Here is a 13,520-nt window from a genome sequence, read left to right as displayed (position 1 = left end):
TGGCATGAACACCAATAAACGCAACATGCTCTAAAATAGAAAACCCCGCCGAACATCTTCAGCGGGGTTCTTTTTTGCATATGCCGAAGCATCCTAGGACATCTGAACGTCCATCACACCCGGCAGTGTCTTCAACGCGCCAGAGAGTTGTGGTGAGAGCTGGTAGTTGCCCGGAAGCTTGACCTCGACTTCGCGCTGACCATTATCCAGCAGCACAACACAGCTCACCTCACCATCACCACCACGACGCAGCTGGCGTTGCAAGCTCTGGATTGGCTCGCTAGATCCCAGGAAGATCCGCAGGGTCCGATGCACCCTGCCCGCTACTTTCTCCAGCGGCTCCACCTGTGAAATGCGGACACTGACTTCCTCATCACGCATATCCGCCTGCACCAGAAGCACAACAGATTGCCCAGGCTCTAACAGATCACGGCACTGGTTCAGCGTTTCAGAGAACATCACCGCTTCATATTGTCCGGTCGGATCAGAAATTCGAACGATGCCCATCTGGTTGCCCGTACGGGTCTTGCGTTCCTGCTTTGCCGTTACAGTTCCGGCAAGACGCCCAGCTGAAGACCCTGCCTTCACCGAGCGTTCAAAATCCTTCCAAAGCTGCACGCGCAACTTGGTAAACAATTCACGGTACTCATCAAGCGGATGAGCAGAAATATAAAAGCCGACCGCAGCATACTCTTTTTGCAGCCGTTCTGAGGGAAGCCATGGATCCGTTGGATTGAGGATCAAAGGCTCAGGCGCGTTATCTCCGCCAAAGAAATCATTTTGACCAGACGTCTTGTTCTCTTCCGTCCGCTGCGCCATGCCAATGATGCGATCCAGACCATCCAGCAACTGCGCACGGTTTGGATTAAGTTCATCAAATGCACCAGCAGCAATGAGATTCTCGATTGTGCGTTTATTGAGAACTTTGGGGCTGATGCGCGTCGCAAAGTCGCCCAGATCCTTAAACGGTTCATCTCCGCGCACATCAACAATGTGCTCAACTGCCTGCTCGCCCACACCTTTGATCGCACCCATGGCATAAACGATCTTGCCATCCTGCACATCAAAATGAACACCAGACTTGTTGACGGAAGGCGGCACCACCTCGATGCCCATACGCACAGCTTCCTGACGGAAGTCACTCAACTTATCTGTATTGCCCAGATCAAGCGTCATGATACCAGCAAGGAACTCAACCGGATAATTCGCTTTCAGCCATGCAGTCTGATAGGCCACGAGCGCATAAGCCGCCGCGTGGGATTTGTTAAAGCCGTAGTTCGCGAACTTGGCCACCAGATCGTAGATCATCCCCGCCTGATCTTTATCGACCTTCTGCGCAACCGCACCCTCAACAAAGCGGGCGCGCTGGATCTCCATCTCAGCGGCAATCTTCTTACCCATCGCACGGCGCAGCAAATCCGCTTCGCCAAGAGAGTAACCAGACAGCACCTGAGCGATCTGCATCACCTGTTCCTGATAAACAATAATGCCGTTTGTCTCAGTCAGGATTGGTTCCAGCAACGGGTGGAGATAATCAGGCTCCTGCTCTCCATGTTTTACCGCGTTGTAGATCGGGATGTTGTCCATCGGGCCCGGGCGATAAAGCGCCACCAGAGCAATAATATCCTCAAACCGGTCAGGCCGCATACCAGCAATAGCTCTGCGCATGCCCTGACTTTCCAGCTGGAACACACCAACCGTCTCACTGGCAGCCAGAAGCTTATAGGTCGCTGGATCATCAATCGGTATTTCTTCGATCTTAACTTCAATGCCGCGCTTCTTGATATGCGAAACCGCAGTATCAATAACCGTCAGGGTCTTCAGACCCAAGAAGTCAAATTTGACCAGACCGGCAGCTTCAACCCATTTCATGTTGAATTGAGCAACGGGCATGTCTGAGCGAGGGTCTCGGTACAGTGGGACCAACTGTTCAAGCGGGCGGTCACCAATCACCACACCCGCTGCGTGCGTAGACGCGTGACGATAAAGGCCTTCCAGCTTTTGTGCCATCTTCAAAAGGCGGTCGACAACCTCCTCCTGCTTGGCAGCTTCACGCAGCCGTGGCTCCTGCTCCAGCGCCTCAGGCAGCGTGCACGGGTTGGCCGGGTTGCCGGGCACCAGTTTACTTAAGCGATCCACCTGTCCATATGGCATCTGCAGCACGCGGCCCACATCGCGCAGCACCGCCTTGGCCTGCAGCGTTCCGTAAGTGATGATCTGCGCCACCTGCTCGCGGCCATACTTGCGCTGCACATACCGGATCACTTCTTCACGGCGGTTCTGGCAAAAGTCGATATCAAAATCCGGCATGGACACACGGTCCGGGTTCAGGAAGCGTTCGAACAGCAACGAGAACCGCATCGGATCAAGGTCAGTAATGGTCAGCGACCAAGCAACAAGCGACCCGGCACCGGAACCACGCCCCGGCCCAACAGGAATGTCCTCGTTCTTCGCCCACTTGATGAAGTCCGCAACGATCAGGAAGTACCCAGGGAACTTCATGCGAATAATGATGCCAAGCTCATAATCCAAACGGTCCCAGTAATCTTTCTCTTCAAGATCCGGCGCCAGACCATGCAGATCAAGACGTGCCTGCAAGCCTTCCTTCGCCTGCCGCGTCAGCTCTTCCGCTTCGGCGCGTTCCGCCTCCCCAGCATCAGCATCCGCACCTGCAAAGCGCGGCAGGATAGGATCTCGCTTCAGCGGGCGATAATGACAACGCCGCGCAATCGTCACAGAGTTCTCAAGCGCCTCCGGAAGATCGGAGAACAGCTCCATCATCTGCTCACGGGTTTTGAAACAATGATCCGGTGTCAGCTGGCGGCGGTCGGTCTCGACAAGAACACGGCCTTCGGAAATCGCGATCAGCGCATCGTGCGCTTCATAATCATCCGGATTGGGGAAATAAGCCTCGTTGGTCGCAACGATTGGAATATTCAGCTCATAGGCAAGGTTCAGGAGCGCAGGCTCAACATCTTCCTCACCTTTCATGTTGTGGCGCTGTAATTCCACATAAAGACGATCACCAAATGTGGCTTGCAAAAGTGCCAGACGAGACTTGGCAAGATCAACATGCCCTTCTCGCAACTGCGAGTTAATCGGGCCATCACTAGCACCAGTCAGCGCAATCAGACCATCGGACTTGTCCAGCACACGAGAAAGAGGAACATTGGCTTTGAATCCCGGCTCTGTATCAAGAAAGGCTCTTGAAACAAGATCCATGAGGTTTTCATAACCTGCCTCATTTGTTGCCAGAAAAACCAAATCGCTGACGGCTTCATCTCCAACTGCATCAGGCTGGTCTTCAAAGTTCACCGATACCTGACAACCGATGATTGGCTGCATACCCGCGCCAAATGCTTTTTCAGAAAATTCGAGCGCCCCGAAAAGGTTCCCGCTGTCAGTAATAGCCAGCGCCGGCTGCTCATCCTTGGAAGCAAGATCAAGCACTTTTCCAATTGGTAGAGCGCCTTCCAGCAAGGAGTAAGCCGAGTGAACACGGAGGTGGACGAATCCTGGAGATGACATCTGGAGCCTTTTGGTTCGCAAGGTGTGTGCGACAGTAGCACCTCATTTGGAGGACCCAAAAGCAAAATGCAATTGCCTGACAAATCGCACCACCGGTTATCCCGAGTTTCCCAACCTCTCTTCCTCAGTATTTTCTAAGGAAGCATCTGGGTCAGCGCATCACCCCACATCAGGCAGCTGCTTGCAAAAAGAACGATAGAACCGAATGCTGCTGCTTCACGAAATACAAATGACATAACAAACACCCTTAATTTGAACCCTATTTGTATCTGTTATGTTCTATTAATGTTCTCATTCTTTCAACCCTAAATTTGGCGGGGTCAAACTCATAGTTAATGAGTGGTATACGCTTATCCTCTTCCAATACCACTGCTCGAACACAGCAAGGCATTTCCCTCAGCAACTCAATGAGTTGAGAAATTAGTCAGGGTTAACAGAGGTGGTGCGCATCACAGAAGACTGACCTCACCTGAGCTGCTAGGTAGGGGGAACAACAGGTATCAAAACAAGAACTTTCCCCCAAAACAAAAAATGCCAGCGAACAGATCGCTGGCATTTGATTCTTAATAGGACGGCTTCTCATTTCCTTATCAGGGAAGCTCCACCACCTTGCCCTCGCGCAGTGTAATCCGACGATCCATCTGCTTTGCAATTTCCAAGTTATGGGTTGCCAGCAAGGCCGCCACACCAGACGCACGCACCAGTGCAGTCAGCGCTTCAAACACATACTGAGAGGTGTTTGGATCGAGGTTTCCGGTTGGCTCATCGGCCAGTAGAACACGCGGTGCATTGGCAACCGCACGTGCAATCGCAACACGCTGCTGCTCACCACCGGAAAGCTCTGCTGGACGATGAGTTTCACGCTCAGAAAGGCGCATATAAGAAAGCAACTGGCGTGCACGCTCTTCTGCATCCTGACGCTTCAGTCCGCAAATCATCTGCGGCAGCGCAATGTTCTCAAGCGCAGTAAATTCAGGCAGCAACTGGTGGAACTGGTAGACAAAGCCCACCTCAGTACGCCGAATGGCAGTGCGCGCATCGTCATTGAGCTTGGAGCATTCCCGCCCGCCAATCAGCACTTCACCGCTCTGCGGCATTTCCAAAAGACCAGCTAGATGCATCAGCGTAGATTTACCAGCACCAGACGGCGCCACAAGCGCAACCATTTCCCCTTCATAGAGATTAAGGTCAGCGCCCTTCAGAATTTCCAGTTGGCTGTTGCCCTCCACATAACCGCGGACAACATTCTTCAAACTCAGAACAGGAACACGTTCCTCACCCTTAAGCGAAACACCAGCAACCGGTTTTGTTGGTTTATTCATCATTCGTAGCGCAAAGCCTCAACAGGATCGAGCCGGGCTGCGCGCCAGGCAGGGTAAATCGTAGCAAGCAGGCTCAAGACCAAAGCCATAATAACAACACTGGTCGTCTCGCTTGGATTCATTTCAGCCGGCAGCTTTGAAAGGAAGTAAAGCTCAGGCGAGAACAGCTCAGTTGAAGTGAGCCAGGAAATCCCCTGCCGAATGCTCTCAATGTTCCAGCACACCACAGTACCCAGAATAAACCCGGCAAACGTGCCGATGGTTCCAATACTGGCTCCTGTGATAATGAAAATCCGCATCACAGCGCCGCGGGTAGCACCCATGGTACGCAGCACAGCAATGTCACGGCCCTTGTCCTTTACCAGCATGGTCATGCCGGAAATGATATTCAAAGCGGCCACAAGAACAATCAGCGTGAGGATCAGGAACATCACGTTACGCTCAACCTCAAGCGCTGAGAAGAACGTCATATTGCGCTGACGCCAGTCAGAAACGAACACAGGACGCCCGGCCTCTTCTTCAATGACAGGCCGCAGCGGACCAACAGCATCCGGGTCATCAGCATAGACCTCAATGCCCGTCGCCAGACCTTCCTTGTTGAAATAAAGCTGCGCCTCATTAAACGGCATGAAGGCAATCGTGCCATCATATTCGCTCATGCCAATCTGGAAGATCGCAGAGACGGGATAGCCCTTCACCCGCGGGGTCATCCCCATCGGCGTGATGCTGCCACGCGGAGTAATCACGCGCACCGTATCACCAACAGTAACACCCAACTGGCGCGCGAGACGGGAGCCAATAGCAACACCGTCGCCATCATCAAATCCATCCAGCGTTCCAAGCAGAACGTTCCCGGATACCAGCTCCAGCTTATCAAGATCAGCCTTATGAACACCACGGAACAAAGCACCCAGATCAGCGCTTGGTCCGGAGATCATCGCCTGCCCTTCAACAAACGGCATAGCAAAATCAACACCGTCGATGCCAGCCAACTTGACCGAGGTCGCCTCATAGTCATTGAGCGGGCTATCGATGGGCTGCACAAGGACGTGTCCGTTGATGCCAAGAATTTTGGTCAGCAGCTCTGTACGGAACCCATTCATCACCGCCATAACAATGATCAGAGTTGCGACGCCCAAAGTGATGCCCAAAAAGGACAGACCGGCAATAATAGAAATGAAAGTTTCTTTGCGTCTGGAGCGCAGATAGCGCCCTGCCAGCATCCACTCAAAGGGTGCAAACCACCGGTTCTTTCCGGGATGAGCCGCCTGAATCTCTGCCGTCATACTAGACTATTCTCCGTTTCCGCCTGTTCAACTACCCCGTGGAATATAGGGAGCATGAAGAGCAAGTGCCATAAGCTCTGGCAAAAAGGCCCGGCAGCGGAAAGGCCGCCGGCACCTAACATACCATTGAAGCTACTGAGTTACCCCAAGCTTCGCTGATATCAGCCTTTTAAGGCAGAAATCAGTTTGTTAACAGCAGCAATCGGGGTCAACATTTCGCGATCACCAGTTGCACGGTCTTTAACTTCCACTTCACCGGTCTTCAGACCACGTGGGCCAACAACCAGCTGATACGGCAGCCCGATCAGATCCATACTTGCAAACTTCTGGCCCGCACTGGTCTTGCGGTCATCATAAAGAACCTCAACACCAGCCTTTTCCAGCTCAGCGTAAACGCTCTCACAAACTTCATCGCACTCAGAACCAGCCTTCATGTTGATCAAGCCAACATGGAACGGCGCAACTTCTTTCGGCCAGACAATGCCATCATCATCATGGCACGCTTCAATGATCGCACCCAGCAGACGAGATACACCAATGCCATAGGAACCCATGTGAACAGGCTGTTCCTTGCCTTCAGCAGTCATCACCTTCGCACCCATCGGCTCGGAGTATTTGGTGCCGAAGTAGAAGATATGACCAACTTCAATACCGCGTGCAGAAACTTTCTTGTCTTCTGCAACAGCCTCAAAGGCAGCCTCATCATGCATTTCATCAGTGGCAGCGTAAGGCGTGGTCCACTGCTCAATAATACCGGAAAGATCACCATTAAAGTCGATGTCTTCAGCCGGCGTTGGCAGACCAAGGATGTCCTTATCAAGGAACACTTCGCTCTCACCGGTAGTTGCCAGCACGATGAACTCGTGAGACAGATCGCCGCCGATAGGCCCAGTGTCAGCCTTCATAGGAATTGCTGTCAGGCCCATACGCGCAAAGGTACGCAGGTAAGCCACGAACATGCGGCGGTAGGCTTCTGTTGCCCGCTCTTTGTCCAGATCGAAAGAATAAGCATCTTTCATCAGGAACTCACGACCGCGCATCACGCCAAAACGAGGACGCACTTCATCGCGGAACTTCCACTGTATATGATAAAGGTTCAGCGGCAGGTCTTTATAGGAGCGCACATAGCTGCGGAAGATGTCAGTGATCATCTCTTCATTAGTTGGACCAAAAAGCATTTCACGCTCATGACGGTCCTCAATGCGCAGCATTTCTTTGCCGTATGCATCATAGCGGCCACTTTCGCGCCACAGGTCTGCAGGCTGAATGGTTGGCATAAGCAGCTGGACGGCACCGGAGCGGTTCTGCTCTTCTTCAACAATACGCTGAATCTTGTTGAGCACACGGTGGCCAAGCGGCAGCCATGCATAAATCCCGGCTGACTGCTGACGGATCATACCCGCACGCAGCATCAGGCGGTGCGATACGATCTCGGCTTCTTTCGGAGTTTCCTTCAAAATAGGCAGGAAATATCGGGACAAACGCATTAGTTTAACTCTTCAGGTTTTAAGGCACGCAAGCTCTGGCTCACCACCAAGCATCATTTCCATGTCTTCTTAGCAAGCAGAACGCCTGTTGTAACTGCCAACATGGCTATATGCCAATTTTCTAAGACATATTTCCCCATACACGCAGCTTTTTGCCTACACCTTTGGGTTCAGCTCACGGATTCTCCGAAAAATTATAGCTAAAATTTTAGGCAAGCAAAAAATTGCGGCGAATTGATACAAAATGATGACAAACTAATGTGATTACGTTAGTGTCTGTTCAACAACAAAAACAACACCCTTAAGCGGTGTTGCAAGGTATCGCGATCTTTAGTCTTGGGAGGAAGGTTCTCGGGCGCCCGTTTGGTTGCAGCCGGCACTCTACGCAAGTGCAAAGAGAACATTTAGACGCGGAACTCGTTCTAATAGCAAGGCTTCGGCCTTGCTTTTTTTTCGCCAATTTCTGCCGTTTTCACTGAATGGAATTCTATGAATGACGCATTCAGGTTACTCATATCAAAATACCCAGCAGATCCTGAACACAGCAGGGACAAGTGCCCTCTCCAATACTCTCCTCTAAACGCAAAAAAGGCGATTCCTGAGAATCGCTTTTTTGGCACTTGATGGTTTTGCTCTGTAACTCGCTGATTTTACGCCACACAATTGATGTGCAAAACCAAAATCAGGAAGGAGCGTTGCCCATTAATTGATCAACAAGTGGAAACAGATGCGCACCAAGTCCGGACTCAAGGAACCAATAGAAGGCAACGAACACAATTGTCGTTACAATCGTGTTGATGATCACCTTCTTCAGCATCTGAGGATTCTTGGGCGCGCTCTCAGTCGTTCCCGGAACCACTTCGCCCTCTTCCGCCTGGGTGCGAACACCAAATGGCAAAATGGCCAGAAACAAAATCCACCACATCATGAAATAGAGTGCAACGAGTAGCGGCGTAGCCATAAATGTGCTCCTGGAACGTTCTTGTTTCTTCTGCGGCTGGTCACCTTACTCTTGTATCACAAAGCAACCAGCGTACTACAGGTTTTTACCTACAAGAATTAGGCCCGAACCGAAAGCCTTCCAGTTTTCTCAAACCACAAGTCTTTCACTGCAAACTTAAGCCTGTTCCAACTCGGTCAATGTTCCAAGAAAATCTTTTGGGTGCAAAAACAACACCGGCTTGCCATGTGCGCCAATCTTCGGCTCACCATCACCCAGAATACGGGCGCCATTGGCAACCAGCTGATCGCGTGCGGCAAGAATGTCATCAACTTCATAACAGATGTGATGGATACCACCTTGCGTGTTACGCTCCAGAAACTTGGAGATCGGAGAGTTCTCGCCAAGCGGCTCCAGCAGTTCGATCTTCGTGTTTGGAAGCTCGATAAACACGGTCGAAACACCATGCTCCGGCTGCGCCACTTTTTCTGAGGCAATGCCGCCAAGTGCATCGCGATACACTTTCAGGCCTTCTTCCATATCCAACACGGCAATCGCAACGTGGTTCAATCGTCCAATCATGACGGTCCTCCCAATAACTCTTTGTTCTAGAGCGCGTTCCATTCGATTGCACACAATCAAATGACAAGAAGCTGCTCAAACAAAATGTCAGAGCACAGCACGTATCTGCAGATGAACGCTTATGAGTTCTAAGGAACAGATTTCATTCACAAAGTCCATTGGATCAAAAGTCAAAGGCCGCAAATGATATGCTCACTTGCGGCCTTTGATTATCTCGAAAAATGGGCCTGAGGATCAGACGCGTTGCACCAATGCCTTACAAAGCGGCTTCTTGCCCCAATGCTCTACAACAGCATAGCGCCCCGCCCGTCTGGCAGCTTCACGCACCAGTTCCACATCACGGCGACGGCTCTTTGGAATGGAGATCACCGCTCCATAAACGGCATCACGAACGGCATCCTCAAACGGTGTCCCGTTCTCAGTCTCATCCGGCATCCCAAACAAAACCACGTCGATATCGCCAAGCAACTCGCCGCGACCATCCACGATCAGCGAAACCGTCACGCAGCCGCCATAAGAAAGCTTCCGGCGTTCCTGAACACCAGTTTCTTCTGGCGCAGCAATCAAATGGCCATCGCGAACCAGAATACCGGCAGGCGCTTCATCAATGACCTCAAGCCCACCCGGATGCAGGCGCACCATGTCGCCATCACGGATGATCTTAACGTCCTTCACGCCCTTGCTGACAGCAAAGTCCTTATGACACTGCAGATGCAGCGGCTCACCGTGAACAGGTAGAACCTTCTTCGGGCGCACAAGATTGTAAACCTGATCCAGCTCACCACGACGCGGATGGCCAGACACATGCACCAGCGCATCACGGTCTGTTACCACCTGCAACCCTTCGTGGGTTAGCTGGTTGATAATGTTGGAAACAGCCTTTTCGTTACCTGGAATGGTACGGCTGGAGAAGATAACCATATCCCCAGCAGACAGCGCGACCTGGCGGTGCTGATCACCAGCAATGCGTGCCATAGCAGCACGTGCCTCGCCCTGAGACCCGGTGCAAAGAGCGACGACTTTATCACGCGGCAAAGATCCATAAGTCTCTTCATCACGGAACGGCGCCAGCCCATCAAGATAGCCCAGATCACGTGCAATCTCGACGGTACGTTGCATCGAGCGGCCAATCACAACAATCTCACGCTCTGCCGCCATTGCCGCTTCAGCAACTGCACGCATACGTGCAACGTTGGAGGCAAACGTGGTCACAGCAACGCGGTTCGGTGCGTCTTTGATGATCCGCGTCAGCTCTTCCTTCACATCCGCTTCACTGGGGCTAACCCCGTCACGGACTGCATTGGTGCTGTCACAGACAAAGACATCAACGCCTTCATCTCCCAGCTCACGCAAACGCTGAAGGTCGATCGCCTTACCAATGCCCGGTGTCAGATCGATCTTCCAATCGCCGGAATGCAACACCAGTTGACCACCAACACGAATAGCCAAAGCACACGGCTCCGGGATCGAGTGGGTCATGGTCACCATCTCAATATCAAAGATACCGGCTTTGAAACGATCTCCCTGATTAACAACGGTCACCGGAATCTGATAATCAGCACCATCACCAATCAGCTTGGCTTCCAGAAGGCGAGCAGTGAATTCGGTCGCATAGACCGGCAGTTCCAACCGCTTCCAAAGATAGGACAATGCGCCGTAATGATCTTCATGAGCATGCGTGATGACGATGCCATCAATGCGGGAACGTTCTTCTTCCAGAAAACGAATATCTGGCAGAACAAGATCAACACCCGGCATCTCCGGTCCGGCAAATGAGACACCAAAATCAACAATCAGCCAGCGACGGTCGTCCTCAGGTCCATATCCATAAAGACCAAGGTTCATTCCAATTTCGCCAACACCGCCCAAAGGCAGGAATACGAGCTCTTGAGTGCTCGACATCTAAGACTCCTTCAAAGCGTATTCCTAAACATGCTTCCATTTTCGAAAACAAGAATACGCGTATAAACTCTAGAGCGCGTTCCGTTTGATTGGCTTCAATCAAGCGACAAGAATTCGCTCAAACAAAAGAACTGAGAACGAGATGCGTGAATACGAATGAACGCAACTTGCTCTACGTCCCGACAGACATGTGGCTTCAATAATCAAAAAAGCCAGCAGAACATGCTTTGCACGTCTTCAGGAAAAGAAAACATCTCCGGCTGTCACCAGCCGCTCGCCCCCATGATCCATTTTTACGATCAGGCGGCCCATTTGATCGATGTCCATAAAGACACCGGAAAACTCTTCATTGCTCAGGCGGACACGGATCGGTTTCCCGCGCCCTACGGCGCGTCGCAGCCATGCAGATCTGATCTCTTCAAACCCACTGGCAGCTTTCCACGTTTCCAGCCATCGTGCAAAACTTTGCGCAAGGGCATCAAAGACCTGTTGCGGCTCACACATGTACCCCATGCTGCGTAAATCTGTAACAGCATAATCACCCAGATCCGGATGATGAGACACGTTGACGCCAAAACCGCACACAAGGCACAGCTCACCATTAGGCCCACTTTCGCTCTCAAGCAATATGCCAGAGACTTTTTGTCCGTCGATGAGCACATCATTCGGCCACTTCAGCTGCACCAGATTGTGCGCACCAGTTGCCCGTTCAATAGCCTCTCCAAGAGCAAGAGCTGCCACGAAAGGCAGCTGAACGATCTTCTCGTTCTGTACACCCACGCGCAGCAGCACCGAGGCAAACAGATTGCCAGTCTCCGAAGTCCACGCTCTCCCACGACGGCCGCGCCCGCTCAGCTGAATATCGGAGCGGACCCACAGATTACCCGGATGCCCTTCCCGCGCCTTGTGCAAGCCGTGGGTATTGGTGGACCCGATCTGGTCGTAGTACTCAAAACAAAAGCCCGGTGCAGATCGCACCGGGCCTTCGTCTTTTAATTGTCCAAGGTTCATCATAGGAAACTAGAACAGAACGCCAGCCGCATTGGCAGCCGCATTCATGATTGGTTCCGGCATGATGAAGAACAGTCCGACAACCGCGCTGGAAAGACCAAGCACAATTTTCATTTCACCAGACATTGGCAGGAACTCGCCAGTTGCATCATCAAAGAACATGACCTTGATCACACGCAGGTAATAGTAAGCAGCCACAACGCTGGTCACCAGACCAATCACGACCAATGGAGCAAGACCTGCATCCATCGCAGCGATGAATACGTAGAACTTACCAAAGAAGCCGATGAGTGGTGGCAGACCGGTCAGGGAGAACATGATCACTGCAAGCAACACTGCCATTGGCAGGTTGGTCTTTGAAAGACCAGCAAGATCGGAGATCTCTTCAACCATACCTTCCTTGCGGCGCATGGACAGGATGCAAGCAAACGCACCCAGTGTCATCGCAAGGTAAGCTGTCATGAACACGATCAGACCGTGGACACCAGCTTCAGTACCAGCTGCCAGACCAACCAGAGCGTAACCCATGTTACCAATGGAAGAGTATGCCATCAGACGTTTGATGTTCTTCTGCCCAATCGCCGCAAAGGCACCAAGACCCATGGATGCAATAGCGATGAACACAACGATCTGCTGCCAGTCAGTAGTCACATTGCCCAAAGGCTCAACCAGCACACGGATTAGCATACCGAACGCAGCAATCTTAGGTGCTGCTGCAAAGAACGCAGTAACCGGTGTTGGTGCACCCTCATAAACATCCGGGGTCCACATATGGAATGGAACCGCAGAGATCTTGAAGGCAATACCTGCCAGCATGAACACGATACCGAACACCAGACCAAGGGATGCGCGATCGTCTGTCAGAGCAGCCGCGATGCCAGAAAAGTCAGTGTGGCCGGTAAAGCCGTAGATGAAGGACATACCGTAAAGCAGCATACCGGAAGACAACGCCCCAAGGACGAAATACTTCAGGCCAGCCTCAGTAGAGCGAACAGAGTCACGGTTAATCGCAGCAACCACGTAAAGAGCCAGAGACTGCAGCTCAACACCCAGGTACATGGAGATCAGATCGTTGGCTGAAAGCATCAGCATCATACCAACGGTCGCGATCACGATGAGGATTGGGTATTCAAAGCGATCAAAGTTCTGAGAACGTGCGTAAGCAACGGACATCGCAATCGCAAAGCCGGACCCGATCAGCACCAGTATTTTCATATACTGAGAGAAAGCGTCCTGTACGAATGCGCCGTCAAATGTTGTGCCGTAATGCGGGCTCACCAGCAGGATCAGACCCGCAACGGTGAGCAACGCAACGCAAATACCCGTTACCAGTGGAGTGGATTTCTCTCCACCAAAAGCTCCAACCATCAGCAGGACCATTGCGCCGAGAACCAGAAGGATCTCGGGCAACACCGGCATTAGATCAGGAATAGCTAGAAGCTCAGCATTCATGAGTGCACCG

9 protein-coding genes are annotated in these 13,520 nt (G+C 51.9%); all 9 read right to left on the bottom strand.

The window, feature by feature from the left end; all coding sequences use genetic code 11:
• Positions 1–93: 93 nt before the first annotated feature.
• Positions 94–3,528, bottom strand: a complete 3,435-nt coding sequence (dnaE, locus tag BM231_RS16640) for a DNA polymerase III subunit alpha (RefSeq protein ID WP_093521072.1) — start codon at positions 3,526–3,528, stop codon at positions 94–96.
• A gap of 590 nt (positions 3,529–4,118) precedes the next feature.
• Positions 4,119–4,850: an ABC transporter ATP-binding protein gene (locus tag BM231_RS16635; protein WP_181952045.1), complete on the bottom strand. Its 732-nt coding sequence runs from the start codon at positions 4,848–4,850 to the stop codon at positions 4,119–4,121.
• Positions 4,850–6,073, bottom strand: a complete 1,224-nt coding sequence (locus tag BM231_RS16630; protein ID WP_093521184.1) for a lipoprotein-releasing ABC transporter permease subunit — start codon at positions 6,071–6,073, stop codon at positions 4,850–4,852. Before BM231_RS16630 ends, BM231_RS16635 begins: the two co-directional genes overlap by 1 nt.
• A 224-nt stretch (positions 6,074–6,297) precedes the next feature.
• Positions 6,298–7,623: a proline--tRNA ligase gene (proS, locus tag BM231_RS16620; protein ID WP_093521068.1), complete on the bottom strand. Its 1,326-nt coding sequence runs from the start codon at positions 7,621–7,623 to the stop codon at positions 6,298–6,300.
• A gap of 682 nt (positions 7,624–8,305) precedes the next feature.
• On the bottom strand, positions 8,306–8,584 hold the full coding sequence (locus BM231_RS16615) for a DUF1467 family protein (RefSeq protein ID WP_057465597.1): 279 nt from the start codon (positions 8,582–8,584) through the stop codon (positions 8,306–8,308).
• 156 nt (positions 8,585–8,740) lie between these two features.
• Complete coding sequence (gene mce / locus BM231_RS16610) at positions 8,741–9,145, bottom strand: methylmalonyl-CoA epimerase (protein ID WP_063311485.1); 405 nt, start codon at positions 9,143–9,145, stop codon at positions 8,741–8,743.
• Positions 9,146–9,379: 234 nt separating this feature from the next.
• Entirely contained in the window at positions 9,380–11,047 is a 1,668-nt protein-coding gene (locus BM231_RS16605) for a ribonuclease J (protein WP_093521066.1), read from the bottom strand.
• Positions 11,048–11,284: 237 nt separating this feature from the next.
• Complete coding sequence (locus BM231_RS16600; RefSeq protein ID WP_208860436.1) at positions 11,285–12,025, bottom strand: biotin--[acetyl-CoA-carboxylase] ligase; 741 nt, start codon at positions 12,023–12,025, stop codon at positions 11,285–11,287.
• A 42-nt stretch (positions 12,026–12,067) separates the two neighbouring features.
• Positions 12,068–13,510 (bottom strand): NADH-quinone oxidoreductase subunit NuoN, encoded by a 1,443-nt coding sequence (gene nuoN / locus BM231_RS16595; protein ID WP_093521064.1) that lies wholly within the window; start codon positions 13,508–13,510, stop codon positions 12,068–12,070.
• Between the last annotated feature and the right edge of the window lie 10 nt (positions 13,511–13,520).

Origin of the sequence: Pseudovibrio ascidiaceicola, from assembly GCF_900114245.1 — a bacterium.
Taxonomy (GTDB): Bacteria; Pseudomonadota; Alphaproteobacteria; order Rhizobiales; family Stappiaceae; genus Pseudovibrio; species Pseudovibrio ascidiaceicola.
The sequence above is the reverse complement of the archived record's forward strand: the minus strand, read 5'-3'. Positions and strand labels throughout refer to the sequence as shown.